General features: G+C 69.4%; 24 protein-coding genes and 1 pseudogene. 11 read left to right on the top strand and 14 right to left on the bottom strand.

Annotated features, from left to right (window positions below):
- Positions 1–16 precede the first annotated feature (16 nt).
- Complete coding sequence (locus ACRDSQ_RS09570) at positions 17–1,021, bottom strand: serine hydrolase (RefSeq protein WP_431420485.1); 1,005 nt, start codon at positions 1,019–1,021, stop codon at positions 17–19.
- A 516-nt stretch (positions 1,022–1,537) separates the two neighbouring features.
- On the opposite strand from ACRDSQ_RS09570, the gene ACRDSQ_RS09565 reads away from it, so the two are divergent.
- The 6 genes from ACRDSQ_RS09565 to ACRDSQ_RS09540 all read left to right on the top strand — a co-directional run bounded on the left by ACRDSQ_RS09565 (position 1,538) and on the right by ACRDSQ_RS09540 (position 5,106).
- A complete protein-coding gene (locus tag ACRDSQ_RS09565) occupies positions 1,538–1,753 on the top strand; it encodes a hypothetical protein (protein WP_431420484.1) in 216 nt (71 codons plus the stop codon).
- Positions 1,754–1,981: 228 nt separating this feature from the next.
- A complete protein-coding gene (locus tag ACRDSQ_RS09560; RefSeq protein WP_431420483.1) occupies positions 1,982–2,113 on the top strand; it encodes a helix-turn-helix domain-containing protein in 132 nt (43 codons plus the stop codon).
- Positions 2,114–2,236: 123 nt separating this feature from the next.
- On the top strand, positions 2,237–3,010 hold the full coding sequence (locus ACRDSQ_RS09555) for a hypothetical protein (RefSeq protein WP_431420482.1): 774 nt from the start codon (positions 2,237–2,239) through the stop codon (positions 3,008–3,010).
- A gap of 339 nt (positions 3,011–3,349) precedes the next feature.
- Positions 3,350–3,511, top strand: a complete 162-nt coding sequence (locus tag ACRDSQ_RS09550; protein ID WP_431420481.1) for a hypothetical protein — start codon at positions 3,350–3,352, stop codon at positions 3,509–3,511.
- Complete coding sequence (locus tag ACRDSQ_RS09545; protein ID WP_431420480.1) at positions 3,508–3,744, top strand: hypothetical protein; 237 nt, start codon at positions 3,508–3,510, stop codon at positions 3,742–3,744. Before ACRDSQ_RS09550 ends, ACRDSQ_RS09545 begins: the two co-directional genes overlap by 4 nt.
- Before the next feature lie 786 nt (positions 3,745–4,530).
- Complete coding sequence (locus tag ACRDSQ_RS09540) at positions 4,531–5,106, top strand: VanZ family protein (RefSeq protein WP_431420479.1); 576 nt, start codon at positions 4,531–4,533, stop codon at positions 5,104–5,106.
- Positions 5,107–5,159: 53 nt separating this feature from the next.
- Here ACRDSQ_RS09540 and glpK read toward each other — a convergent pair whose 3' ends face one another.
- Together glpK and ACRDSQ_RS09530 are read right to left on the bottom strand one after the other, a co-directional pair.
- The gene (gene glpK / locus ACRDSQ_RS09535) at positions 5,160–6,674 is read right to left on the bottom strand and encodes a glycerol kinase GlpK (RefSeq protein ID WP_431420478.1); all 1,515 of its coding nucleotides are present in this window, start codon (positions 6,672–6,674) and stop codon (positions 5,160–5,162) included.
- Positions 6,675–6,702: 28 nt separating this feature from the next.
- Entirely contained in the window at positions 6,703–7,446 is a 744-nt protein-coding gene (locus tag ACRDSQ_RS09530; protein WP_431420477.1) for an MIP/aquaporin family protein, read from the bottom strand.
- A 230-nt stretch (positions 7,447–7,676) separates the two neighbouring features.
- Between ACRDSQ_RS09530 and ACRDSQ_RS09525 the strand changes: the two genes are divergently transcribed.
- The gene (locus tag ACRDSQ_RS09525) at positions 7,677–9,407 is read left to right on the top strand and encodes a glycerol-3-phosphate dehydrogenase/oxidase (protein ID WP_431420510.1); all 1,731 of its coding nucleotides are present in this window, start codon (positions 7,677–7,679) and stop codon (positions 9,405–9,407) included.
- A 43-nt stretch (positions 9,408–9,450) separates the two neighbouring features.
- Here ACRDSQ_RS09525 and ACRDSQ_RS09520 read toward each other — a convergent pair whose 3' ends face one another.
- From ACRDSQ_RS09520 to ACRDSQ_RS09500, 5 genes are all read right to left on the bottom strand, one after another.
- Entirely contained in the window at positions 9,451–10,629 is a 1,179-nt protein-coding gene (locus ACRDSQ_RS09520) for a PPE domain-containing protein (protein ID WP_431420476.1), read from the bottom strand.
- A 10-nt stretch (positions 10,630–10,639) separates the two neighbouring features.
- Positions 10,640–10,999 carry a transcriptional regulator gene (locus tag ACRDSQ_RS09515; protein WP_431420475.1) on the bottom strand — a complete coding sequence of 120 codons (360 nt, stop codon included), beginning with the start codon at positions 10,997–10,999 and terminating at the stop codon, positions 10,640–10,642.
- A gap of 135 nt (positions 11,000–11,134) precedes the next feature.
- Entirely contained in the window at positions 11,135–11,641 is a 507-nt protein-coding gene (locus ACRDSQ_RS09510) for a GNAT family N-acetyltransferase (RefSeq protein ID WP_431420509.1), read from the bottom strand.
- Positions 11,642–12,152: 511 nt separating this feature from the next.
- Positions 12,153–12,587 (bottom strand): DUF1707 SHOCT-like domain-containing protein, encoded by a 435-nt coding sequence (locus ACRDSQ_RS09505; protein WP_431420474.1) that lies wholly within the window; start codon positions 12,585–12,587, stop codon positions 12,153–12,155.
- A 135-nt stretch (positions 12,588–12,722) separates the two neighbouring features.
- Positions 12,723–14,504, bottom strand: a complete 1,782-nt coding sequence (locus tag ACRDSQ_RS09500; protein WP_431420473.1) for an acetyl/propionyl/methylcrotonyl-CoA carboxylase subunit alpha — start codon at positions 14,502–14,504, stop codon at positions 12,723–12,725.
- A 129-nt stretch (positions 14,505–14,633) separates the two neighbouring features.
- On the opposite strand from ACRDSQ_RS09500, the gene ACRDSQ_RS09495 reads away from it, so the two are divergent.
- Positions 14,634–15,344, top strand: coding sequence for a hypothetical protein (locus tag ACRDSQ_RS09495; RefSeq protein ID WP_431420472.1), 711 nt, complete (start codon positions 14,634–14,636; stop codon positions 15,342–15,344).
- A gap of 74 nt (positions 15,345–15,418) precedes the next feature.
- Here the strand turns inward: ACRDSQ_RS09495 and ACRDSQ_RS09490 are convergent.
- The 6 genes and pseudogenes from ACRDSQ_RS09490 to ACRDSQ_RS09465 all read right to left on the bottom strand — a co-directional run.
- A pseudogene (locus ACRDSQ_RS09490) lies at positions 15,419–15,607 on the bottom strand (cation:dicarboxylate symporter family transporter); the annotation flags it as partial.
- 288 nt (positions 15,608–15,895) lie between these two features.
- Positions 15,896–16,525 carry a Maf family protein gene (locus tag ACRDSQ_RS09485; RefSeq protein ID WP_431420471.1) on the bottom strand — a complete coding sequence of 210 codons (630 nt, stop codon included), beginning with the start codon at positions 16,523–16,525 and terminating at the stop codon, positions 15,896–15,898.
- Positions 16,526–16,535: 10 nt separating this feature from the next.
- On the bottom strand, positions 16,536–18,362 hold the full coding sequence (locus tag ACRDSQ_RS09480) for a Xaa-Pro dipeptidyl-peptidase (protein ID WP_431420470.1): 1,827 nt from the start codon (positions 18,360–18,362) through the stop codon (positions 16,536–16,538).
- Positions 18,363–18,371: 9 nt separating this feature from the next.
- Entirely contained in the window at positions 18,372–19,970 is a 1,599-nt protein-coding gene (locus ACRDSQ_RS09475; protein ID WP_431420469.1) for a DHA2 family efflux MFS transporter permease subunit, read from the bottom strand.
- A 34-nt stretch (positions 19,971–20,004) separates the two neighbouring features.
- A complete protein-coding gene (locus tag ACRDSQ_RS09470; protein WP_431420468.1) occupies positions 20,005–20,214 on the bottom strand; it encodes an acyl-CoA carboxylase subunit epsilon in 210 nt (69 codons plus the stop codon).
- Between the two features lie 23 nt (positions 20,215–20,237).
- Positions 20,238–21,875 (bottom strand): acyl-CoA carboxylase subunit beta, encoded by a 1,638-nt coding sequence (locus tag ACRDSQ_RS09465; protein WP_431420467.1) that lies wholly within the window; start codon positions 21,873–21,875, stop codon positions 20,238–20,240.
- Positions 21,876–22,000: 125 nt separating this feature from the next.
- Here ACRDSQ_RS09465 and ACRDSQ_RS09460 point away from each other — a divergent pair, with 125 nt between their 5' ends.
- The 3 genes from ACRDSQ_RS09460 (at position 22,001) to ACRDSQ_RS09450 (ending at position 24,397) form a co-directional block, all read left to right on the top strand.
- The gene (locus ACRDSQ_RS09460; protein WP_431420466.1) at positions 22,001–22,807 is read left to right on the top strand and encodes a biotin--[acetyl-CoA-carboxylase] ligase; all 807 of its coding nucleotides are present in this window, start codon (positions 22,001–22,003) and stop codon (positions 22,805–22,807) included.
- An 82-nt stretch (positions 22,808–22,889) separates the two neighbouring features.
- Positions 22,890–23,459, top strand: coding sequence for a PH domain-containing protein (locus tag ACRDSQ_RS09455; RefSeq protein ID WP_431420465.1), 570 nt, complete (start codon positions 22,890–22,892; stop codon positions 23,457–23,459).
- A complete protein-coding gene (locus ACRDSQ_RS09450; protein ID WP_431420464.1) occupies positions 23,459–24,397 on the top strand; it encodes a hydroxymethylglutaryl-CoA lyase in 939 nt (312 codons plus the stop codon). Before ACRDSQ_RS09455 ends, ACRDSQ_RS09450 begins: the two co-directional genes overlap by 1 nt.
- Positions 24,398–24,808: the final 411 nt, after the last annotated feature.

Here is a 24,808-nt window from a genome sequence, read left to right as displayed (position 1 = left end):
ACCACCACTCCCTGGGTCAGCCGCCGTTGGACGGTTGGTACTGCGGGACGCTGAACGTGCGGGCGCTCGTGGTGCTGACCGGCGGCACCGAGTCGAGCAGGGTGCGGCCGATCACCTGGCGGGCGCGCAGCGCCGGGTGCGTGGCGCTGTAGTTGTCCTTGTTCGCCGTGGCGTCCCCGGCGAACTGCCCGGAGGCGAACAGCGCGTACGTGATGGCCGCCTTGCCCGCGGTGTCGAAGACGATGCCCGCCTCGTTGCGGCCGTCGGCGAACCAGCCCGCCTTGGTCGCCACGCGCACCCGCTCCGCGGAGCTCATGTTCAGCCGGATCCCGTCGGTGAACGAAGTCAGCGACCGCAGCAGCTTCAGCACGTACGCGCTCGACGTGGCCGAGAGCAGCGTGCCGTCGATGAGCCGTTGCAGCATCGCGTGCGTCTCACGGGCCGTCGTGGTGCCCAGGTAGAACCGGTTGGGGTTCGCCACCGGCTTGACCTGGGTGTACACGAAACCCTTGGCGCGCAGGATCTCGTTGAGCTCCGCGGCCGGGACGACGAGCCCGCACAGGCGCACGGCCGTGTTGTCCGAGACGGTCAGCAGGTTGGCCAGGACGTGGCCGAGGGTCACCGAACTCGGGTACGCGCCGTCGTAGCCGAAGATCCCGTCGCCGTCGTAGCTGACGATGGCGGAGGTGACGTCGACGCGCTGGTCGAGGGCCAGCAGCCCCCGGTCGACCTTGTCGAGCACGGCCGTGGCGACCGCGATCTTGTTGACGCTGTAGGCCTCGACGACCTGGTCCGCCCGCGCCTCGACGGCGGGAGCGGCTTCCCCGGTCACGCTGATGAAGGACGACCAGGTGCCCGCGGCCTTGGTCGTCTCGTGGTCGTAAGCTGACTTGATCTTGGAGCAGGCCTGCGCCGCCGTGGCAGGCGTGCTCGCCGACGCCGATGTGGTGGCGCCGACCCCCAGTGCGGTGGCGCCGACTACGGCGCCGAGGCCCAGAGCGGACCTTCGTGTGACGTTCATGATCCGAGTAAACCAGAATGTGATTTACCGACATGGCGCTTGGTGTGAACCCAACTGAGATGGTGGATTGACACTGTCCGTCATGGCGGTGTCGTACGTGCTGCAAGAACGGGTGAACATCGCCGGATTAGCTGGGGTTCGACCTACTGAGGCGGTACGTCTGATAACCCGGGCCAAAACAGGCCTGGAACCCTTGGAGGCGCGATGTCTCGCCGAATCGAATGTCCCGAATGCCTGGGCTCGGGTTTGGCCCCCAACCGCCGCGACTTCTGCCCCCGCTGCGGCGGGATCGGTCAAATCCCGCGCCTTGGCGGATTCAGCCATATCGCGATCCGCAGATAGCGCCGCGGAACCACGAGCCGCCGGTCGCGCACCCATGGAGGGAGCGGGTGCGCGACCGGCGGGCAGACAATTCCGTTGACGAGTGGCCCTACTGTGCCGTCTCCCCTCGCCGGACACTGAGCCCGTGAGCGTCCCTACGGCGGCGGACCGTTCGAGCATTGGGGTCCACGCGCCATGGCCGTGATGCTGTTCGTGTTCATGCTGGTCTGTGCGCTGGAAGGGGTAGCGGGCCGGCTGCTGTGGAGTGGCCACACCGCGGGCGCCGTGCTGGCGCTGGCTCTGCTCCCGGTGGGGGTGTTGTTCTGGTGGGGTTTCGCGCTGCCGATCCCGCCGCTGCTCGGGCTCATCCGGACGGTCCTGATCCTGCTGAACTGGCGCGCCTTGAAATGAGGGCCCAGGCCGGGATCGTCCGACCTGGGCCTGCCAGTGCTCACGCTGGGGCACCAACGCGCCACAACGCATCTGTCGCACGGTGATACATCGTGATGCCCCCCTCATCATTGCTCGGTCGTTCATCCCGCCCCTACGCTGGGCGTACTCCTCTTGCCGAGGCAGTGAGCCCCCGGTCGACGGGCTGGAGGCGTCCGGCAGGCGGGGCCTCGGCAAAGGAGACGCTCGATGCAGATCGAGGACGCCCATATCGGCCGCCGCGTTCGCGAAGTCCGATCATGGCGCGGCTTGAGCCTGACCGCTGCGGCGCAGCTCGCGGGAATCCAACCTTCCTACCTGAGCATGATCGAACGCGGCTAGCGCGCGGTCACCAAGCGCACCACGCTGGAGGCAATCGCCGGTGCCCTCCAGGTCTCACCGGCCGAGCTTGTGGGCAAGCCATACGCGCCTTCCGATCCAGCCTCGGCCGCCGCCCACGCGGCGATGACTGGCCTCGTCGACGCCCTCACCAGTTGGTCGATCGACGAGGTGCCGCGGCCCCTCGCACGTCCCTGGGAGGCCGTCCTGGCTGACATCCACCGGATCAACTTCGTGCTTCGCCCGAACGCGGACTATGACACCCAGGCCGCCCTCCTGCCGGGACTCGTTCAGGATCTCATCGTCGCCACCGCTACCCCCGCACGGCACGAAGCCCTTGTCGCCTTGCTGTCCGCGTACAAGGCGGCGGCCTACCTCGCGCATGATCTCGGCGTGGCGGGACTACCCGCACTCGCGGCGGAACGGATGCGCCAGGTCGCCGAGGAGTTGGACGACCCGGTGTGGCTGTCCTACGCGCGATATCAACGCGCGCAGCTGTTGACAGGTATCAACCGGGCCCGCCAGTACGACCTCGCCGTGCAGGTCGCTGACATTCCTGGGGCGCGGATCGAGACGCGCGGCATGGCTCACCTGACCGCCGCGCTGTCTACCGCCGTGCGCGGTGACGGTGACAGCGCCCAGTCGCATCTCGCCGAGGCCGCACAGCTGGCGGACCAGCTGGAGCCCGAGACCAGCCCATGGATGCAGACGAATTTCGGCCGGACCAACGTGGGTATCTGGCGGGTGAGCATCGGCGTCGAGCTTGGGGCGGGGCCTGGGGGGAGGAGATCACGCCGACGCTGCAACTCGCCACGGTGTCGAAGTCGCGTCAGGCCGCATTCTGGATCGACTACGGCCGGGGTCTGCTTTCCGAGCGTCGATACCGTGACCGCGGGCTGAAGGCGCTGCTTCAGGCCGAACGCATTGCGCCCCAGAAGGTGCGCGGCAATCCGTTTGTGCGCGAGGCCGTCGCCAGCTTGCTGACGTCAGCCCAGCGCGTCGCGGGTGGGCGTGACCTCCGCGGACTGGCTCACCGGGCGGGTATTGCCCCGAAGGGGTGATTGGGCAGCCCCGTTCACAAGCTGTGAAAATGTGACCCCGCGCCACTCTTAGTGTCGCCTCCAACACAGGAGGTGACACCATGCAGCTGTTCTGGATCATCGTCTCGATTGTCATCGTGATCGGGCTGGCGTGGGCCGTGGTCGGTCTCACGGTGGGCCGGCGGCAGGACGATGACGGATGATCGCCGTCCTGGTCCGCATGGGCTTCGTCGCGCTGCTCGCGATCTTCGCCTCGGTGGCAAGGCCTGCCATGGCTCGATGGCGGGGCCGCCGCCAGGAGCGTGCCAGGCTCCGCGCTGTCGTGGCCGTGATGCACATGTTCAACGGCGGCGACCGATGACCGCGCCCCGCGGCGCCGGGGCCGCCAAACCGCGCCATCTGCCGCCGGGTCTCAAGGGCGTGCACGGCACCCTTGTGGACGTGTCGGCACTGGCCGGTCGCGCCAAGAGCGCGATCCAGGACGCCGAGCTGACCGGGGAACTTGTGGGCGAGTTGGCGGAGGCCGCCCGACTCGCGGTGCTGCAGTGCTACTGGATCGTGGATCACCCTGAGGTCAGGGACCAGGTCCGATGACGGCGACCGTTGACCAGGTCGATCTCGCGAAGAACCTGACAGCCCTCGCGAAGGTCTTGACCAACGTCCTGGTGCCGAGGACGCACGACTACGCCGCCGGCCTGATCACCGAATGGTCCACACCGGAGAAGGCCGACGACCTCGCCGCGGCGCTTGAGGAAACCGCCCGCCACGTCCGGGCTTGCCGAGCCGACCCAGCTCACTCGAACCCAAAGGAGAAGACATGTTCTGGCAACGATTCGCGGTCCCCAGGATCGAGATGGAGGAGTGCCCCAGGTGTTACGGATCTGGCCTTGGGACCAACGGTGAGTATTGTCCAACCTGTGGAGGAATTGGACAGATCCGCAAGCGCAAGTGACGACGCCTGTCCCCAATGCGCGGGCAGCGGTGTGATCAAGTGGACGCAGCCCGTACCGGATGGCTCGGGCGGTTTCTCCATGCGCGACATGGAGCACTTCTGTCCTCGCGGATGTGGGCCGGAATGGAAGCACCCGCACGCTGAGCGAAAGCGTGTTGTGGATGCCACGGCCGCGGCTCCCCCCGTGCGTATCGAGGGCAACGCCAAGGCAGCGAATCAACTTCCTCCCGAGCTGGATCGCCTCTTGGCGGACATCTACGACCGATACGGTCGCAGCTAAGACGAACGCGTGGTCATATGACCTGTCAATGACACCAGGGATGTCCCTGCCTTCTAGTGCTCAGGCGACAGGTCCACTCCGTCTGCCGGGCCACACTCGGGTGTGGTCCGGCAGACGAAGTTTCGTATGTCTGATTCGGGGGTAGGACGTGCAGCAGCTGTGGAGGACCTTCGGTGAAGGTCTGCTTCTCCTTGTCGTATTGGTTCCATTTGTCTTGATGGGTTGCTGGGGCCTGGTTACGTTGCGTCGCAGGCGTATGCCCGCAAAGGACGCAGTTCGTCTGTCAGTCTTGGAAATGTTGTTCATGCTGTCGCTGCTGCCGGTGCTCTATCTGGTGTTCATGCCGGTTCCCGGAGGGCGGGGCGTGATCAGTTTGATGCCGGGAGCGGCGGCCAGCTCGGTGTTCGGTGGAGGGACAGCGGGCGGCTCGACATTGGTGCAGCTGATAGGGAACGCGCTGTTGCTTCTTCCGGCGGGGGCGTTGGCCGCGCTGCGCTGGCCGTGGTGTCGTCGAGTAGGTCGGATGACCTTGGTAAGCCTGGGCGTCGCGGCGGCGATTGAGGTCGTTCAGTGGGTGCTTGATGTGGGCCGTGTCAGTGCGACTGACGACGTCATCCTCAACGCTTGTGGCGCCATAGCAGGAATGATGCTGGTGCGGCCATGGTGGAAGACGGCCGAAACCGAGGACGCGCGACTGACATCGGGCGACAGTTCTCAGGCGTGAACGCGCACCGGGGGTGCGTCCGCCCGGACGCACCCCCAGGCTATTCTAGCCACTCAGTCGTCCTGCTCGACCCAGTCGAAGGTGCGGGTCACCGCCTTCTTCCACTGCCCGAACGTCTTCTCCCGGGCGTCATCGGCCATCGCCGGGGTCCATTCCTTGTCCTTGGCCCAGTTCTTGCGGATGTCGTCCTCGCTTTCCCAGAACCCGACCGCGAGTCCGGCCGCGTACGCCGCGCCCAGTGCCGTGGTTTCCGCGACGACCGGGCGGATCACCGGGACGCCGAGGATGTCGGCCTGGAACTGCATCAGCAGTTCGTTGCCGACCATGCCGCCGTCGACCTTGAGCGCGGTCAGCGGCACACCGGAGTCGGCGTTCATCGCGTCGATGACCTCGCGGGTCTGGAAAGCGGTGGCCTCCAGGACCGCGCGCGCCAGGTGGCCCTTGTTGACGAACCGGGTCAGGCCGACGATCGCGCCGCGGGCGTCGGAGCGCCAGTAGGGGGCGAACAGGCCGGAGAACGCGGGCACGAAATAGCAACCGCCGTTGTCCTCGACCGTGCGCGCGTGCTCCTCGATCTCCGCCGCGGAGCTGATCATGCCCAGGTTGTCCCTGATCCACTGCACCAGCGACCCGGTGACCGCGATCGATCCTTCGAGCGCGTAGACCGGCGCCTGCGTGCCGATCTGGTAGCAAACCGTTGTGAGCAAACCGTTCTCGCTCATCACCTGGTCGGTGCCGGTGTTGAGGAGGACGAAATTGCCCGTGCCGTAAGTGTTCTTGGCTTCGCCCGGCGACAGGCACGCCTGGCCGAAGGTGGCCGCCTGCTGGTCGCCGAGGATTCCGGCGATGGGGACACCCGCGAGCGCGCCGCGTTCGCGGACCTTGCCGTACTCCTCCGACGACGACCGGATCTCCGGCAGCATCGACAGCGGAACGCCCATCTCCGAGGCGATATCGGCGTCCCACGACAGCGTCGACAGGTCCATCAGCAGCGTTCGGGACGCGTTGGTCGGGTCGGTGGCGTGCACCCCGCCGTCGACGCCGCCGGTCATGTTCCACAGGACCCAGGTGTCCATGTTGCCGAACATCAACTCGCCTGCCTCCGCCTTGGCGCGCGCGCCTTCGACGTTGTCGAGGATCCAGCGGATCTTGGGCCCGGAGAAGTACGTCGCCAACGGCAGCCCGGTCTTCGCGCGGTAGCGCTCCTGGCCGCCGCCGAGATTGCCCAGTTCGGTGGCGATCCGGTCGGTCCTGGTGTCCTGCCACACGATCGCGTTGTACACCGGCTCGCCGGTGTTGCGGTCCCACACGACGGCGGTCTCGCGCTGGTTGGTGATGCCGACCGCGGCGATGTCGGGGGCGTGCAGGTCGGCCTTGGCGAGCGCGCCCGCCGCCACCGTCCGGGTGTTCTCCCAGACCTCCGCCGGGTCGTGCTCCACCCAGCCCGCCTTGGGGAAGATCTGCTTGTGCTCGCGCTGGTCGACCGCGACCACCTCACCCGCGTGACTGAAGATCATGCAGCGGGTGGACGTGGTGCCCTGGTCGATCGCGGCCACGTACTTGGTCATCTGTCATTCGCCCTTCGTAGCTGGTCGATCAGGAAGGCAGGATCTGCGAGAGCAGGCCGGCGAGCACCGCGCCGACGAGGGGGCCGACGACGGGGACCCACGAGTAGTTCCAGTCCGCCGCGCCCTTGTCCTTGATCGGCAGGATCGCGTACGCGACGCGGGGGCCGAGGTCGCGGGCCGGGTTGATGGCGTAGCCGGTGGGGCCACCGAGGGAGGCGCCGATGCCGATGACGACGAACGCCACGGCCGCGTAGCCCAGCGCGGAATTGCCGAACTGCGGCACGCCGTTCTCGGTGCTCACGGTGGGGCTGGTGAGGATCCAGAAGACCAGCACGAACGTGCCGATGATCTCCGTGACCAGGTTCCACGCGTAGTTCGGCACCGTCGGGCCGGTGGCGAAGATCCCGCGGGTCTTCGCGGGCTCGTCGTGGGTGTCGAACTGCAGTTTGTAGGCCGCCCAGGCCAGCGCCGCGCCCAGGAAGGCGCCCACGAACTGGCCGACCAGGTAGGCGGGAACTTTGTCCCATTCGAGCTTGTCCGCTGCGGCCAGCCCGAGCGTGACCGCCGGGTTGATGTGCGCGCCGGTCGGGTTGGCGATGCTCGCGCCTACGAACACGGCGAAGCCCCACCCAATCGTGATCAATAGCCAGCCGCCCGCGAATCCGAGCGACTTCTTGAGCACCACGTTCGCGACGACACCGCAGCCGAGCAGTGTCAGCGCCGCCGTGCCCATCAATTCCCAAAGGACTATCTCGCCGAAGTTGAGGTCCATGGCTGATCTCCCTCTCGCTCCTAGTAGCGAAGGGCAGGCAGCCGAGTTGCCTGGCACGGGCGCGGCGGCGATGCCTACCCTGAGGGGTTCGGACGCTACCCGTGCGCGCCCTGGGCTGTCCATCAGTCGAATGCCCCAGCGGTCCGGACGCGGTAGCGTGATCGTGGTCGTGTTTGCCCGCGTGATCAGGGAGGCGGACCGTGGCGACTCGCAAGCCAAGGACGGCCGAAATTCGTTCCGATTCGGACCCGTTCGGCGGCAGACTCGACGCCGCCGCCCGCGAGCGCGCCTGGGAGCGCCTGGGCTCGGAGCCGTTCGACGTGGTGATCATCGGCGGCGGTGTCGTGGGCGCCGGGGCCGCGCTCGACGCGGCGACCAGGGGACTCACGGTCGCGCTCGTCGAGGCCCGAGATCTGGCGTCCGGGACGTCGAGCCGGTCGAGCAAGCTGTTCCACGGCGGTCTGCGCTATCTCGAACAGCTGGAGTTCGGCCTGGTCCGTGAGGCCCTGCGGGAACGCGAGCTGATGCTGACGCTCATCGCGCCGCACCTGGTGAAGCCGGTCAGCTTCCTCTACCCGCTGACCCGGCGGATCTGGGAACGCCCGTACACGGCAGCCGGTTTGCTGCTCTACGACACCATGGGCGGCGCCCGCTCGGTGCCGGGCCAGAAGCACCTGACCCGCGCGGGCGCGCTGCGCATGGTGCCCGCGCTCAAGCGCAACGCCTTGATCGGCGGCATCCGCTACTTCGACGCCCAAGCCGACGACGCCCGCCACACCATGACGGTCGCGCGCACCGCCGCCCACTACGGCGCCGTGATCAGGACGTCGACCCAGGTCGTCGACTTCCTCCACGAGGCCGACCGGGTCCGCGGCGTCCGCGTCCGAGACGTGGAGAACGGGCGCGAGGTGGATGTCAGCGCCAACGCGGTGATCAACTGCACCGGCGTCTGGACGGATGAGTTGCAGCGGATCTCGGGCAGCCGCGGCCGCTTCCGGGTACGGGCCAGCAAGGGCGTGCACATCGTGGTCCCGCGCGACCGGATCGTTTCCGAGTCGGGGCTGATCCTGCGCACGGAGAAGTCGGTCCTGTTCGTCATCCCGTGGCGCAACCACTGGATCGTCGGGACCACCGACACCGACTGGAACCTCGACCTCGCCCACCCGGCCGCCACCAAGCGCGACATCGACTACATCCTCGACCACGTCAACTCCGTCCTCGCGACACCGCTCACCCACGCCGACATCGAAGGCGTCTACGCCGGTCTGCGCCCGCTGCTGGCGGGCGAGAGCGAGGAGAGCTCCAAGCTCTCCCGCGAACACGCCGTCGCCCGCGTGGCGCCGGGCCTGGTCGCGATCGCGGGCGGCAAGTACACGACGTACCGGGTGATGGCGGCGGACGCGATCGACGCGGCCTCGGTGGACCTGCCGGGCAGGCTCCAGCTCTCCATCACCGACCGCGTCCCGCTGCTGGGCGCCGACGGCTACCACGCACTGGTGAACCAGGCCGACCTGCTGGCCGCCCGCCACGGGCTGCACCCCTACCGGGTCCGCCACCTGCTCGACCGGTACGGCTCGCTGGTGCACGAGGTCCTCAACCTGGGTGCGGGCAGGCCGGACCTGCTCAAGCCCCTGGACTCGGCCCCGGACTACCTGAAGGTGGAGATCGTCTACGCGGCAAGCCACGAGGGCGCGCTGCATGTGGAGGACGTGCTGGCCCGGCGCACCCGCATCTCGATCGAATACCCGCACCGGGGCGTGGACTGCGCCCGGCAGGTGGCGGAGCTGATGGGCGAAACCCTGGCCTGGACACCGGAGGACGTGACCCGAGAGGTGGACGTCTACCTGTCCCGCGTGGAAGCCGAACGCGACTCCCAAACCCAACCTGACGACCAGGCCGCCGACGCGACCCGTTCGGCGGCCCCGGAAGCCCGGCCGCACCTGGTGGAGCCGGTGGTCTAGCCGGTTTGAGTGGCGGACCACCCAAACCGGCGCGCGAGCGGGATCAGCCGCCGATCACGTTGGGCGGCAGGTGATGATCCTCCCCGTCCACCACAACCGATTCCGTCACCTGTTCCACCGAGCCAAGATCACGCCGCCGCCCCGAGACATCCCGGCTCGGCGCGGATTCCGTCTCCGCGAACCACTGGCTGGACCCGAGCGCCTCGGTCCCGAAGCGCCGCAGGGTCGGCTTGTCCGCGGTCGTCGGCGCCATCCCGCCCGATGACACCGGCGCAGCCGCGCCCGCACCCGCCACCGGCGCGACCGGCGTACCGGCAAGATCACCGATCGCGGCCGGAACCGCGGGAGCGGCGGGGGCGGCAAGGGGCGTGGCCCGGCCAGAAGCACGGCCCTCCCTGGCTTTCGGAGCGGGACTCGGCGCCGCCCCGATCGCCGGGTGCGCCTCGACCGGCGCCACACCCGACGACATGCCGGGGGTGATCGCTCGCCGGGCGGGCTCGGCCTCCAGGGTCGCCCCCGAGAGCACGACCCCCTGGTTGCCCGCGAAATCGCGCAGGTGCGGCTGGTGCTTGTGCGGCTTGTCGACGACCGTGGGCAGCGCGGCCGCGACTGTCGACGCGATCGTCGACACGACAGCGGAAAGGCCGATGCCCTGGCCGCGGTTGCTGTGCCGCTCCCGGCCGCTCTCAAGCAGTTCCGCGGGCTGCTCGAACGCCGACAACGCGGTCAGATTCGCGGTGGTGACCTCCTCGTAGGCGGCCATCACCTCGAACGCTCGCTGCTCGCCGCTCGACCGTGCGGCCTCGATGGGCTCCGGGTCGGTCTGGGCGCCGACAACCTGGATCGCGGGTGCGATCGTGGGGTCCGGCTGCTGCTGGGGGACGTTCTCGGGCGCGGGCATGTCGGCCCGCGCCTTGGCCACGTAGTCGCCTTGGTTCTCCACCGCCGTGCGCATCTCGGCCGCCGACTCCCCGGCCGCGGTCGCCCAGGCGGCCAGTGGGGCGAGCCGCTCGTAGGCCCGGCCCGCGGCTCGGCCCGTCCAGGTCGCGCCGGAGCTGTCGAGTGCGGTGGCGAGGTCCTGGCCGACGTCGGACAGGGTGCTCGCCAGCTCGGCCCAGCGACGTCCAGGGTCGGCGGACGCCTGTGCGCCTGGGCCCTCGTGCAGCAGGCGGTAGAGCTCTTCGTGCGTGAAACCGCGCCAGCGCTTGGTCTGCTCGGTCATGTCGTCCCCCTCAGCCCTGGCCGGTGTGACTGACGTTCGCCTTGTTGTCGTCCTCCAGCAGCCGGTACTGCTCGGCGATCTTGTCGAGCGTGTCGACCGCCGTCCCCAGCTGGGTGCGGAACGACCGCAGCTGTTCCAGCGCGGCCGTCTCGGTGTCGACCGACAGCGCGTTGATCCCCCCGGTGGCGTCCTGGCTGACCGGGTCGTTCGCCCACGCGGCGACCCTGACCTCGGTGGCCGCCAGTTCGAGTTGACGGTCGACCTGCTCCAGCGCCGAGACGAACGCGCCGCGCAACGCGGGAACGGCGTTCGGTTCGACGTCGAGCAGGTCCTTCTGGTTGTGCCCGTGCTTGTCCGGCACGTAATTCACACCCGCCTCCCCGGTCCCTACCTGTGCTGCGTCCACCTTATCGAGAGTCGATACTCGGATTCGACTGTTCGATACCCCTGTTGTGGACGCGCCGGAACCCCGTTGGGTTCCGATCCAGGTACCGTCGGTGAGCGCTCAGGCGTTACGCAGCACCAGGACCGAGTTTTCGGCGTCCTCGGTCAGCACGGTGAAGCCGAGCTTCTCCGCTACCCGCCGCGAGGCCTCGTTCTCGGGGTGGTGTTTGTAGAAGACCTCACGCAGTCCCAGCGCGCCGAAGCCGAAGCGCAGGACCGCGCCGAGCGCCTCGGTGGTCATGCCGCGGCCGCGCGCCGACGGGTGCGCCCAGCAGCCCGCTTCGGCGGTGTGGTTGTCCCAGTCGACCTTCTTGAGCAGCACCTCACCGAGCAGGTCGCCGGTCGTCGGCTCGGCCACGGCCCAGGAGAACCGTGTCTCCTCGGCCCATCCCTGCGCGCGCCGGACGATGTAGGCCTCGGCCCGGTCCAGGTCGGAGATGTCGATGTGCGACATCCAGCGCTTGCTCTCGGGGTCGGTGAAACCCTCGATGATGGCCTGCCGGTCATCGATCCGGTCGTCCGCGCGCAAGGCCCGCAGGTAGTACTTGCCCGCGTTGATCTCCACCATTTCCACGCGCGCCACGCTAGCCGTTCAGCCCAGCAACCCATGCACGGACAGCGCTGTGCGCAACGCGTCGGTGTCCGGAACGTGGCGGCGGCGAGTCCGAGCTGCTGTGCCGCCACCACATTGCGCTCGCTGTCATCGCAGAACAACGTCGCCCCGGCGGTGGCGTCGAGCAGGTCCAGGGCGGCCAGGTTCGTCAGCAGCGCCACCCGACACCGTGTCCGCGCCGCCCGGACCAGCGCCAACGCGGCCGTGATCACATACCCGGGCCGCGACCAGGCCGCCACCGCGGCGGCGGCCGACGAAGCGGACACGGCACCGCCGGTGAGTTCACGCGCGACCGTGGCGAGCCACCGGTCGTGGCTGACCAGGCCGGTGACAGCGGGAGTCAACAGCTTGGGGGCGAACGCGGTGTCGGCGACGGACCCGGTGGCGAGCCCGAACTCGGTGTCGTCGAAGGAGGCGAAGCCGCGCAGAACCCCGTCGAGGTCGAGCAGCAGCAGCTCCGGGCCGCTCAGCGCCCGCCCCGACCGAGATGCCTGCGGCGCCAGTCGTTGTTGGACCGGTTGACAAGGACGGCGACAAGGATGGGCAGCACGATGAAGGGGAAGAAGCCGAACCGGAAGGCCATGACGACGCCCACGATCATCGCGATCGGGACCAGGGCTGATGACAGGCGCAGGCCCAGGGGGCGTTGCGGGAGGTAGGGCATGGGTGGCGCAGCGGCGAAAGCCGGTGGGGGAGCGTGGAAACGTGGGCGGGGATCGGGGAGATCGGTGAAGAGCGACAGGAGTTCGCCGCGGGTTCGGGCGGTCGCCACCTTGGCGCTGCGGTCGCCGTACTCGTCGACGGACAGCCTGCCCGCGGCCATGTGCTCACCCAGAGCGCGCAGGCCGTCCTCGCGCTCGGCATCGCCGATGCGCATGTTGGGCTGCGGTTCGTGGGCCATGTGTCGATCCTACGGAAACTGTCGGGTTGTGAGCTGAGGTCTCTCTCAGTTGTCGCTTCCGCGCGTTCCTGTGAACGAAATCGGGGACCTGCCGAGTGGCAGGTCCCCAATTTCGTGGCTCGTTCGAACTGGGTGTCAGTCCTTGATTTCGCAGATGACCGTGCCGGTGGTGACGGTCTCGCCGACCGCGATGCCCAGGCCGGTGATGGTGCCCGACTTGTGCGCGGTGACCGGGTTCTCCATCTTCATCGCCTCAAGCACCAGCACAAGCTCGCCCGCTTCGACGGTCTGGCCGTCTTCCACGGCGATCTTCACGATGGTGCCCTGCATCGGCGCGGTGACCGAGTCGCCGGAGGCCGCGGTGCCGCCCTTGCCGCCGGAACGCTTGCGGGGCTTGGCTTTCGCCGCCGCGCTGCCGCCGCCTGAGCCGAGGGAGAAGGCGCCGGGCAGGGAGACCTCGAGGCGCCTGCCGCCGACCTCGACTACGACGTTCTGGCGGGGCTGCTCTTCCTCCGCGGCTTCCGCGCCGCCGGTGAAGGGTTCGATGGTGTTGTCGAACTCGGTTTCGATCCACCGGGTGTGCACGAAGAAAGTCTTGCCATCGCCGATGAACGCCGGGTCACGCACGATCGCGCGGTGGAACGGGGTCACGGTGGCCATGCCCTCGACCACCAGCTCGTCCAGGGCGCGGCGGGAGCGGGCGATGGCCTCGTCGCGGTTCTCGCCGGTGACGATGATCTTCGCCAGCAGCGAGTCGAACTGGCCGCCGATGACGGTGCCGCTCTCCACGCCCGCGTCGACGCGGACGCCGGGGCCGTCGGGGGTGATGAACTTGGTGACGGTTCCGGGGGCGGGGAGGAATCCGCGGCCTGCGTCCTCGCCGTTGATGCGGAACTCGATCGAGTGGCCGCGGGGTTCCGGGTCCTCGGTGAAGCGGAGCTTCTCACCGGCGGCGATGCGGAACTGCTCGCGGACCAGGTCGACGCCCGCGGTCTCCTCGGAGACCGGGTGCTCGACCTGCAGGCGGGTGTTCACCTCAAGGAACGAGATGGTGCCGTCGGTGCCGACCAGGTACTCCACCGTGCCCGCGCCGGAGTAGCCCGCTTCCTTGCAGATGGCCTTCGCCGACGAGTGGATCTCGGCGCGCTGGCTGTCGGTTAGGAACGGGGCCGGGGCCTCCTCGACCAGCTTCTGGTGGCGGCGCTGCAGCGAGCAGTCGCGGGTGCCGACGACGACGACGTTGCCGTGCTGGTCGGCGAGGACCTGGGCCTCGACGTGGCGGGGCTTGTCCAGGTAGCGCTCGACGAAGCACTCGCCGCGGCCGAACGCGGTCACGGCCTCGCGGACCGCCGAGTCGAACAGCTCGGGGATCTCCTCGATCGTGCGGGCCACCTTCAGGCCACGCCCGCCGCCGCCGAACGCGGCCTTGATCGCGACCGGGAGACCGTGCTCCTCGGCGAACGCGACGATCTCCTCGGCGCCGCCGACCGGCTCCTTGGTGCCGGGCACCAGCGGCGCGCCCGCGCGCATCGCGATGTGCCGCGCGGTCACCTTGTCGCCGAGGTCGCGGATGGCCTGCGGCGTGGGTCCGATCCAGATCAGCCCCGCGTCGAGCACCGCCTGGGCGAACTCGGCGTTCTCGGAAAGGAAGCCGTAGCCGGGGTGCACGGAGTCGGCGCCGGAGCGCTTGGCCACGTCGAGCAGCTTGTCGAAGGACAGGTAGCTCTCGCCCGGGGTGTTGCCGCCCAGCGCGAAGGCCTCGTCCGCCAGCCGCACGAACGGGGCGTCCCGGTCGGGGTCGGCGTAGACGGCCACACTGGCCAGACCGGCGTCCTGGCAGGCACGAATAACGCGGACAGCGATCTCGCCGCGATTGGCGATGAGAACCTTGCTCAGCGTCTTTGCCGACTCGGGCACGCCGTTCCTCCTAGTTCGCGGGCTTTGGGGGAGTTTACGGACCCAACGCCATTAGTGAACCGAGAGCAACCCCACATGTGTGTGGATACTGTGCCCAGTTCTCACCGCACCCCAGGAGGTGACAGCGCCATGGCCGGACGGATGCCCCGCTCCGTGGCGGTGACGGCGCTGCTCTGCGGCTTGGTGACCGCCGCGTCCCTGATCGGTGCCGCGGTGCTCAAGGCCAGGTCACAGCGGGTGGCGATGCCCGCGTCGACCAGCGTTTCCACCCCGTCGACGACCCCCAGCGTGGGTCTCTCGGGGTGCTTGCGCGAGCCCTGTCAGGTGCTCGCGTCGACCACTGTGGCGGGCACTTTCGTCGAGCTGATCGCCGACGCCGGGGCCACTTCTGGGCGCGTGCGCATCGGCGGACCGTCAGCCAGTCAGGTGATCGAGACGACAGTCACCGACCTGGGTGTGACGCTCACCGCGACCTCGCTGCAGTGCGTGCCCGGGTCCGCGTCGGCGTGCCTGATCCGCGGCGAGGGCCCGGACGGGACGACGGGTCAGGTCGTGGTCGGCCGCTCGGACAAGTGGAGCGCCCAGGAGCGCCCGTACCTCTCGTCGGCGGGCCTGCTGGTCCTCAACAACGTCGTCAGCGACTCCTCGCCCGAGGTCATCGCCGCCCAGTACGACTGCCCGCCCAACCAGGACTCGTGCACGAAGCGCCCGGTCTACGCCCAGGTCTTCACCCTCAGCGGCGAGGAGATCGGCTGCACCCGCACCTACACCCGCATCGAGCAACTCCCCGGCTACCCCCAAGTCACCTTCCCCGCCGCGCAACTGCGGGACTGCCCGTAAACGCCGCCCCGGCAACCCGGGGCGGCGTCCACGGTTACCAACTTCCCGGACGTTCGCTCCACCGGTGACCAGGCTCAAAAGTTCCGGGGAGGCGGGACAGGGATCGCTTTGTCGAACTCCACGAACGGCGCCGCGCGCTCGCCCAGGCTGTACGCGGCGATGCCGACCAGGGCCGCGACGAACACGACCTGCAGCACCTCGCCCTCGGTGAAGGCGGAGAACAGGTTGCTCGGGACCAGTCCATTGAGGACGGTCAGCCAGTCGCCGTGGTCGCGGGTGGCGAGCTAGCGTCTTGCCGCCGAGGCGGGCGGCAGTGCGCGCGCCGCAGTTGCGTGAACTCCGGGACTTGGGCGTGCACATGCGGAAAGTCCAGGGAAGAGCGGGGAAAGGTGTGGGTGCGGCCAGATCAGCGCGTACACAGCGATCCGGCCGGCAGGCACAGATCGAGCAGGCGCACGGTCAGCGCGACTCCACGGTTCGTCCCCATCACGGTCGGTCCAACCGCGATCGCGGTGACCTTCTTCCCGATCGGAGTGCGATCGGGTCGACTCTCAGTCCGTGGGAGTTCCCCAGAAGTCGACGACACTGAGGCCGACCTCGTTGAGCAGCCTGCGCATCAGCGGCAGGCTGATCCCGATCACCCCGGACGAGTCGCCGTCGATGCCGTCGACGAACCAGCCGCCGCGGCCGTCGAGGGTGAACGCGCCCGCGACCCGCAGCGGCTCACCGGAGGCGAGGTAGGCCTCCAGTTCGCGCTCGGTCGGCTTGCCGAAGCGGACGACCGTGCTCTCGGTGCCGGTCGCGGTCGCGGTGACCTCGCCGCCCTCGACCCGCAGGACCGCGTGTCCGGTCATCAGGTCGCCGGTGTTGCCCGCCATCCGGCCCCACCGCTCGCGCGCGATGTCGACGGTCGCCGGCTTGCCCATCAGCTGCCCGTCGAAGTGCAGCATCGAGTCGCAGCCCACGATCAGCGCGTCCGGGTGCTCGGCCACGACGTCGGCCAGCACCGCCCGCGCCTTGGCCTCGGCGAGCGCGACGACGACGGTGTCGGGCTTCGCATCGGGCAGTGACGCCTCGATAGCCTCCTCGTCCACACCCGACACCCGGACCACCGGCTCGATCCCGGCATCGCGGAGCATGCCGAGGCGGGCGGGGGACTGTGAGGCGAGAACGAAGCGCATGCGGCTAAGCCTAGAAGGACCCGGTCATCGGAATCCGCAGGACCGTCTTGGTGAGGTCGACGGCGATCTTCGGGTAGTAGCCCGCCGAGCCGATGTGGGAGCTGTCGGTGCTGCCGATCACCAGCGCGAGCCGGTGGCCCGCGGGGATGACCTGGTCGGTGCTCGCCAGGTTGAAAGTGATCTTGTACGGGGTGTCGGGGGAGAGCGTCTTGCGCGAGTCGAGCGAGGCGTGGTGGCCGAGGTCGGCCCAGCCGCGGCTGATGATGTCGGCGCTGGTGCTGGTCTTGTTCGTGGCGGTGTCGAGGAAGCAGGCGCTGTCGCCGGTCGCGCTCTCGCCCCAACACGATCGGGTGGACAGCGTCGTGATGCCCTCGCCGGGGCCGCGGTAGTTGCGGATCGTCGACGGGCCGAGGTCGACCAGGACGGCGGTCAGCCGGGCGGCACTCGACGACGAGGTCGCGGTGATCGTGATGCGCGGTGTCCCCGAGATCCGGTTGTCGGCGGTGAGCGCGGGTGAGCTGTAGATCAGCCGGGCCGAGGAGGTCGACGTCGGGTTGGTGACCCACGTGTACTCGCTGCCGCGGTTGTCGGTGAACCGCGCCCACACCGGGATCTCGGTGGGCGGCGGTGGCGCGGAGTTCAGCACCCCGACCCCGGCGGTGCTCGACGCGTGCGCGAAGAGGTGCTTCGGGGTGGTGACGACCGGCCAGCCCGGGTCGTCCTTCCACACGTCCGGCTGGTGCTCGACGGTGGAGCGCGGCTCGTTCTGGACGCCGTTGTCGATGCCCATCAGGTAGTGGTCGAACCAGCGGTGCAGCGTGTCGACCCACACCGCGCGGCGGAAGTCGAACGGGTCGACGTGGCCTGCCTGGGTCAGCCAGATCTTGCGTTCGACGGTGGCGGGCAGGGCGTTCCACCACTGGCCGAAGTTGATCGACTTCACGTTGAGGTCGTTGACGCCGTGCACGACGAACACGCTTGCCTTGACGCCCGCGGCGTTCGGCACGTAGTCGCGCTCGCGCCACATCGCCGTCATATCCCCACTCGACGGCGACCCCCTGGCCAAAGTGGACTTGACGGTGGCGCAGTTGTTCGCCGCCGCCGAGTTCTCCACGCGCGAGGCGAGTGCGGAGGGTGTGCCCATGGTCAGGGTGGCGCCGTGCGCGCGGTAGTAGTCGTACCAGGAGCTGATGGCGCCGATGGGCACGATGGTCTTGAGCCCGTCGACACCCGTCGCCGCGACGCCGTTGGCGATCGTGCCGTCCCACGACTTGCCGATCATGCCGACCGCGCCGCTCGACCACGACGCGCTCGCCTGGGTGGCGCCGGTGGCGGAGGTGTAGCCGGTGGCGCGGCCGTTGAGCCAGTCGACCACGGCCTTGCCGGAGGCGACCTCCGAGCGGCCGCCGACGTCGACACAGCCGGTGGAGCGCGCGGTGCCGGACAGGTCGACCAGCACGACCGCGTAGCCGCGGGGGACGAAGTAGTTGTCATAGAACAACGGGAACTGGATCGGGCGGCCCGCCGAGTCGTACGTCTTCTTCTGGCTCTCGTTGCCGCGGCCGAGCGAGGTGTAGTACGGGCTGGCGTCCATGATCACCGGCACTTTGCCGCCCGCCGTCTGCGCTTCGCGGGGCCGGATGATGTCGGCGGCGACCCGCACCCGCGCGCCCTGCGGCGAGGTCAGGCCGGTGTCGACCCAGACCGTCTCGCGGACGGCGTCGGCGTAGGAGTAGATCGGCGTGCTCTCCAGCGGCTCGGCCGCGGCCGGGCTGAGCGGGACGAGAGCGGCGCCGACGGCGAACGCGACGGTGAGCAGGGATCGCCTGATCGTCATGGGTCGACGCTACGGAGTCGCGCCTTCCGGGCGATAGTCCACGTCCTTCGCGTTACCACTTGGCGGCTGGATGCCCGCGGCGCAGAGGATGCCGAGGACCAGCACGACGACCGGCAGCACCAGCGTCGCCTTTGCCGCGTTGGTGAACCCGAGGGCGTAGGCGTCCGTCGCGAGGTCACGCACCCGCTCGGCGATCGACGGGGACCAGTCGGCGGGCACCTGCGGGCCGGTCTCACGGAACTGGCTGGCCGTGTTGGCCGCGTCGCTGACCCGCCGGACGAACTCCTCGACGTAGCGCGGCGGCAGGGACTTGGCGGTCTGCCGGGCCGCCTCCGGCACGGACACGCTGAGCCCGACCTGCAGCAGCAGCCCGGTTGTCGCGCTGCCCAGCACCCCGCCGACCTGCCGGGAGGTGTTGAACACCCCGGAAGCCGCGCCGACCAGGTGCCCGGGCAGCCCAAAGGTGGCCGCGGCGGTCAGCGGCGCGTACACCAGCCCGATTCCGACGCCCGCGATGACCAGGCCCGGCACCAGCAGCATCGGCGGGGTGTCCGGCTCGGCCAGCGCCGCGATCAGCACCGTCCCGCCCGCGAGCGCGCCCAACCCGCTCATGATCAGGTGTTTCCCGCCGACCCGGCCCGCCACGATCGCCGCCGCACCCGCCGCGACGGCCATCGGCGCGCACAGCAGGCTCGACTCGACCGGCCCGAGGCCGAGCACGGACTGCACGTAGATCACCAGCGGCAGGAACATCCCGGTGACGGCGAACCCGAGCGCGCCGTGGGTGAGGTTGGCGAAGGCGAAGGTCGGGTTGGCGAACAACCCGAGCGGCACCAGCGGCTCGTCGGTCATCCGCCGCTGCCAGATGATGAAGCCGCCGAGCAGGAGCAGCCCGATCCCGATCACGTGCGGCACGCCGAGCGGCCCGACGACCGTGCCCCAGTGGTAGTGCTGGCCGTTCTGCAGGCCGAACACCAGCGCCCCGAGGCCGGTGGAGGCAAGCATTGCGCCCAGGGTGTCGAACCGGATCCGCCCGTTCGGCAGCCAGTCGGGAAGGAACACCAGGGCGATGAGCAGGCCCACGGCGCCGATGGGCAGGTTCAGCAGGAAGATCCACTGCCAGCCGAACTGCTCGACAAGCAGGCCGCCGACCACCGGCCCGGTGATCGTCGCGACCCCGGCCACGGCACCCCACACCGCGATCGGCGTTCCCCGCTTTTCCGGGGGGAACAGCCGCGTGATGAACGTCAGCGTCTGCGGCGTCATCGCCGCCGCCCCGAGCCCTTGCACCGCACGGGCCGCGATCAGCGACCCCGCTGAGGTGGCGAGTCCACACCAGAGGGAGGCGCCCAGGAAGATGACCAGCCCGACGAGGAGGACCCGCTTGGGCCCGTACCGGTCGCCCAGGCGGCCGGTGAGCAGCAGGGGGACGGTGTTGGCCAGCAGGTAGACGCTGTTGACCCAGATGACCTCGTTGAGGCTGGCGTCGAGACCGGTGAGGATGGCCGGGATGGCCACGGTGACGATCGTGGAATCCAGCATCACCATGAAGAAGCAGGCACAAAGCGCCATGAGGGCAGCCCACGACCGCCGCTCAGTGCTCACCATGGTCGCTCCCGCAGTGCCGCCCGATTGCACCGACTCAGCGCGGCAGGCCCGAGGCCCGCCAGGCGCCGGGGCCGTGGTCGAGCTGCCGCCGGACCAGCGTCGTCCGCGCCGACCACGCCGATGACGCCTGGGTCTCCTCGTCCGCCGAAGCGGTGGCCGCGACCGCGACCACCGCCGTCAGGGCGGCCAGCTCGACGTCGTCCGGGGTGCCGCGCACGACGCGCAGCAGAGGTTGGTCGCTCACGGGCTGCTCCTGTGTCACTGGCTCTACAGCGGGATGTTGCCGTGCTTCTTGGGAGGCAAAGTCTCCCGCTTGTCGCGCAGCATGCGCAACGACCGGGCGACGTAGCCGCGGGTGTACGACGGCGGGATGACCGAGTCCACATAGCCGCGCTCAGCCGCCACATACGGGTTGAGCAGGGTGTCCTCGTACTCGCGGTCCAGCTTCGCGCGCAGGGCGTCGACGTCCTCGCCCGCATCCAGAGCATTCTTGAGGGTCTTGCGGTGCAGGATGTTCGACGCGCCGGAGGCGCCCATGACCGCGATCTGGGCGGTCGGCCACGCCAGGTTCATGTCGGCGCCGAGGTGCTTGGAGCCCATGACGTCGTACGCGCCGCCGTAGGCCTTGCGGGTGATCACCGTGATCTTCGGGACCGTGGCCTCGGCGTAGGCGTAGATCAGCTTCGCGCCGCGGCGGATGATGCCGGTCCACTCCTGGTCGGTGCCCGGCAGGAAGCCCGGCACGTCGACGAAGGTCAGCACCGGGATGTTGAAGGCGTCGCAGGTGCGCACGAAGCGGGCGGCCTTCTCCGACGCGTCGATGTCCAGGCAGCCGGCGAACTGGGTGGGCTGGTTGGCCACGATGCCGACGCTCTGCCCCTCGACCCGGCCGAAGCCGACCAGGATGTTCGGCGCGAACAGCGGGTGGACCTCCAGGAACTCGCCGTCGTCGACGACCCGGGTGATCACCTCGTGCATGTCGTACGGCTGGTTCGCGGAGTCCGGGATCAGCGTCTCGAGCTCGCGGTCGGTGTCGGTCAGGTTGTCGTTGACCGAGCCGTCCTCGGCGAACCCGGGGAACAGCGGCGCCTCGGACAGGTTGTTCGACGGCAGGAAGGACAGCAGCTCCTTGACGTAGGAGATCGCGTCCTCCTCGTCGGCGCCCATGTAGTGCGCGACACCGGACTTGGTGTTGTGCGTGCGCGCGCCGCCGAGCTCCTCGAGGGTCACTTCCTCACCGGTGACGGTCTTGACCACGTCCGGGCCGGTGATGAACATCTGCGAGGTCTGGTCGACCATCACGATGAAGTCGGTCAGCGCCGGCGAGTACACGTGCCCGCCCGCGTTCGCGCCCATGATCAGCGAGATCTGCGGGACCACGCCGGACGCGCGCACGTTGCGGGTGAAGATCTCGCCATAGAGGCCGAGCGAGACGACACCCTCCTGGATGCGCGCGCCACCGCCCTCGTTGATGCCGATGATCGGGCGGCCGGTCTTGATCGCCAGGTCCATGACCTTGACGATCTTCTCGCCGTACACCTGGCCGAGCGAGCCGCCGAAGACGGTCACGTCCTGGGAGAACACGCACACCGGGCGGCCGTCGACCGTGCCGTAGCCGGTAACCACGCCGTCGCCGTAGGGGCGGTTCTTCTCCAGGCCGAAGTTCGTCGACCGGTGCCGCGCCAGCTCGTCGAGCTCGATGAACGACCCGGCGTCGAGCAGCATGTCGATGCGCTCGCGGGCGGTCATCTTGCCCTTGGCGTGCTGCTTCTCCACTGCCCGCGCCGACCCCGCGTGCACCGCTTCGTCATTGCGGCGATAGAGGTCCGCGAGCTTGCCCGCCGTGGTGTGGATATCGGGCTCGTCCACCGGGGCTTTTCCGATCGGCTCGGTCGCGCTGCTCATGAAGCGGCAGCCTAGCGATCCGGAGCACGCAGTCGGGGCTTGGCGTATTCGACATCACGCCGTTCGGGTCGTGTGACCCCGCGTCCGTGAGGCCGGACCTGGGGAACGGATCTACGCTGATCGGCATGGCAGCTCTCGATGCGGAAGCCCTGCGCGCGGCTCTCCTCGCGCCCGCGGGCGAGTACGCGGCACTCGACGTGGTGGACACGACCGGGTCGACCAACGCCGACCTGCTGGCCTCCGCCGACGCGGCCGACCGCACGGTCCTCATCGCCGAGTCGCAGACCGCCGGGCGCGGTCGGCGCAGCCGCGAGTGGGTGTCGCCGCCGGACTCCGGCCTCTACCTCAGCGTGCTCCTGCGCCCCGACGGCGTGCCCCCTGCCCGCTATGGCTCGCTGGCCCTGGTGGCGGGGATCGCGCTGGTGCGCGCCGCCCGGCACGCGGGGGTCGCGGCGGCCCTGAAATGGCCGAACGACCTGCTCGCGGGCGCTTCCATGCGCAAGTGCGCGGGTGTGCTGGCCGAGGTCGACGGCGGGCAGAACACCGCCGTGGTCCTCGGCATCGGGCTCAACGTCGGCCCGCTGGGCACCGACGTGCCGCCCGGCCCCGGCGGGCTGCCCGCGACGTCCCTCGCCGAGGAAGGCGGGTCGGCCGACCGCGCCGAGGTCGCCATCGCCCTGCTGCGGGCCTTCGACGAGGCCGAACGCGCCTGGCGCGGCGCCCAGGGCGACCTCGCCGCCGCCGGGTTGCTCGCCGAGTACCGCAGCCACTGCTCGACGCTCGGGCAGCGGGTGCGCGTCGAGATGCCCGAGGGCCACGACCTGCAGGGCATCGCCATCGACATCGACACCGACGGCAGGCTCGTGGTGGACGCGGCGGGCACGGCGAAGACGGTCTCGGCAGGCGACGTCGTGCACCTTCGCGGCGCATGATGACAGTTTGGTGCGTTCCGCGCGCCTGAGCGCCTCGCGCCGGTACGGTAGCCGCGTCATCAGTGGTGATCGGGAGGAAACCGTGGCATATCCGGACGACCTGCTCAGCGACGGCGAGCGCGTCGTGCTGCACAAGCACCCGCACTGGAAGATGCTGTTGCTTCCCTACTTGGTCCTCGTGGTCGTGCTCGGCCTCGCGATCTGGGGCGCCATCCTGGTCCAGGACCTGTCGTGGGCGATGATCGCGCAGATCATCATCGCCGGGGTCGCGGTCCTGCTGATCGCGTGGCTGTTCATCGCGCCGTTCATCCGCTGGCGCACGACGCACTTCGTGGTCACCACCGACCGCGTCATGTACCGCGTCGGCGTGGTCAACCGCACCGGCATCGACATCCCGCTCTCGCGGATCAGCAGCGTGCGCTTCGAGCACGGCCTGATCGACCGGATCGTCGGCTGCGGCACCCTGATCATGGAGTCCTCCGCGCAGGACCCGCTGACCTTCGACGACATCCCGAACGTCGAGAAGGTGCAGACCCTGCTCTACCGCGAGGTCAACGACAACCCGAACGACGACTTCCACAGCCCAGGGGCACCCGGCTTCCCGGCCACCCAGCAGTTCCCCGACGCGGGGGACGCCCCCGGACGCCGGTAATGGGCGCGCGCGAAGTCGGCCTGCCGACCGTCGTCCCCGCTGACGGCCTCCCGGACCGGGTGACCATCTGGGAGGTCGGCGCCCGCGACGGCCTGCAGAACGAGAAGGCGGTCGTCCCGGTCGACGTCAAGCTCGAGTTCCTCGACCGGCTCGCCGCCGCCGGGCTGTCGATCCTGGAGGCGACCAGCTTCGTGCACCCCAAGTGGGTGCCGCAGCTGGCCGACGCCGAGGACCTGCTCGCCGCGCTGACCCGGGTCGACGGCATCCGCTACCCGGTGCTGGTGCCCAACGAGCGCGGCCTCGACCGCGCCCTGGCGGCGGGTGTGCGGGACATCGCGATCTTCGGCAGCGCCACGGAGACCTTCGCCAACAAGAACCTCAACCGCTCGCTCGACGAGCAGTTCTCGATGTTCGACCCGGTCGTCACCCGCGCCCGCGCCGAGGGCCTGGACGTGCGCGCGTACGTCTCGATGTGCTTCGGCGACCCGTGGGAGGGCTCGGTCGAGCCCAAGCAGGTGGCCGCGGTCGGCAAGCGGCTGATGGACATGGGCTGCTCGCAGCTCTCCCTCGGCGACACCATCGGTGTCGCGACGCCGGGCCAGGTCGAGGCGGTGATCGCGGCCGTCGCGCTCGACGGTGTCCCGGTCGAGGCGGTCGCCGTGCACTTCCACGACACCTACGGCCAGGCGCTGTCCAACACCCTGGCAGCGCTGCGCCTCGGGGTCACCACCGTCGACTCGTCCGCGGGCGGCCTCGGCGGCTGCCCATACGCCGAGTCCGCGACCGGCAACCTCGCCACCGAGGACCTTGTGTGGATGCTCGACGGCCTCGGCGTCGAAACCGGGGTGGACCTGGACAAACTCGCCGACACCAGCGCGTGGATGGCCGAGCGGCTGGGCAGGCCGAGCCCGTCGCGGGTCGTGCGCGCCCTGCGCTAGACCTCTACCACGGCACGCTGAGGCTGTTCCTCAACGCGGGTTTCGGCCTCGTCGAACGGCGGGGCCCACAGCGGGCGCTGGTGCGCAAAGCGCTGCGCTGAAGGGGTGCGCTTCCTCGCGGTGCTTCACTCGTTAGGCGGTGGCGGGACCGGTCCGATGCGACTCGGCTCTTGGCAGGATGGTCCCTGGCGCGCGAGCACCCCGATCGGGTGGCCGTGCCGAGTTTCACCCGAACGGACGGAACCGGGCTCGCCGCCCGGTCGTCCAATGGGCGAATGTGACGACTACCCGCGGAGGTGGCTTAGGTGGCCGACCACCGAGCCCAGGTCGAAGACCTGCTCGCCGATTACCGCCGCAGTCGTGATCAACTGGCTGGGGTGCACCGCGCGCTCGCCGGGATCAGCGAGTCGG

Origin of the sequence: Actinokineospora sp., assembly GCF_050699995.1 — a bacterium.
Taxonomy (GTDB): domain Bacteria; phylum Actinomycetota; class Actinomycetes; order Mycobacteriales; family Pseudonocardiaceae; genus Actinokineospora.
Note: the sequence above shows the minus strand (reverse complement) of the source record. Positions and strands in the feature narration are given on the sequence as shown.

Bases quoted from the DNA above. Each gene is read 5' to 3' on its own strand.
- ACRDSQ_RS09530 (WP_431420477.1), bottom strand. From the start codon at position 7,446: ATGGACCTCAACTTCGGCGAGATAGTCCTTTGGGAATTGATGGGCACG.
- ACRDSQ_RS09560 (WP_431420483.1), top strand. From the start codon at position 1,982: ATGCAGATCGAGGACGCCCATATCGGCCGCCGCGTTCGCGAAGTCCGA.
- ACRDSQ_RS09460 (WP_431420466.1), top strand. From the start codon at position 22,001: ATGGCAGCTCTCGATGCGGAAGCCCTGCGCGCGGCTCTCCTCGCGCCC.
- glpK (WP_431420478.1), bottom strand. From the start codon at position 6,674: ATGACCAAGTACGTGGCCGCGATCGACCAGGGCACCACGTCCACCCGC.
- ACRDSQ_RS09485 (WP_431420471.1), bottom strand. From the start codon at position 16,525: ATGCGCTTCGTTCTCGCCTCACAGTCCCCCGCCCGCCTCGGCATGCTC.
- ACRDSQ_RS09480 (WP_431420470.1), bottom strand. From the start codon at position 18,362: ATGACGATCAGGCGATCCCTGCTCACCGTCGCGTTCGCCGTCGGCGCC.
- ACRDSQ_RS09550 (WP_431420481.1), top strand. From the start codon at position 3,350: ATGATCGCCGTCCTGGTCCGCATGGGCTTCGTCGCGCTGCTCGCGATC.
- ACRDSQ_RS09520 (WP_431420476.1), bottom strand. From the start codon at position 10,629: ATGACCGAGCAGACCAAGCGCTGGCGCGGTTTCACGCACGAAGAGCTC.
- ACRDSQ_RS09555 (WP_431420482.1), top strand. From the start codon at position 2,237: ATGACTGGCCTCGTCGACGCCCTCACCAGTTGGTCGATCGACGAGGTG.
- ACRDSQ_RS09545 (WP_431420480.1), top strand. From the start codon at position 3,508: ATGACCGCGCCCCGCGGCGCCGGGGCCGCCAAACCGCGCCATCTGCCG.
- ACRDSQ_RS09475 (WP_431420469.1), bottom strand. From the start codon at position 19,970: ATGGTGAGCACTGAGCGGCGGTCGTGGGCTGCCCTCATGGCGCTTTGT.
- ACRDSQ_RS09505 (WP_431420474.1), bottom strand. From the start codon at position 12,587: ATGGCCCACGAACCGCAGCCCAACATGCGCATCGGCGATGCCGAGCGC.
- ACRDSQ_RS09450 (WP_431420464.1), top strand. From the start codon at position 23,459: ATGGGCGCGCGCGAAGTCGGCCTGCCGACCGTCGTCCCCGCTGACGGC.
- ACRDSQ_RS09570 (WP_431420485.1), bottom strand. From the start codon at position 1,021: ATGAACGTCACACGAAGGTCCGCTCTGGGCCTCGGCGCCGTAGTCGGC.
- ACRDSQ_RS09565 (WP_431420484.1), top strand. From the start codon at position 1,538: ATGGCCGTGATGCTGTTCGTGTTCATGCTGGTCTGTGCGCTGGAAGGG.
- ACRDSQ_RS09510 (WP_431420509.1), bottom strand. From the start codon at position 11,641: ATGGTGGAGATCAACGCGGGCAAGTACTACCTGCGGGCCTTGCGCGCG.
- ACRDSQ_RS09465 (WP_431420467.1), bottom strand. From the start codon at position 21,875: ATGAGCAGCGCGACCGAGCCGATCGGAAAAGCCCCGGTGGACGAGCCC.
- ACRDSQ_RS09495 (WP_431420472.1), top strand. From the start codon at position 14,634: ATGGCCGGACGGATGCCCCGCTCCGTGGCGGTGACGGCGCTGCTCTGC.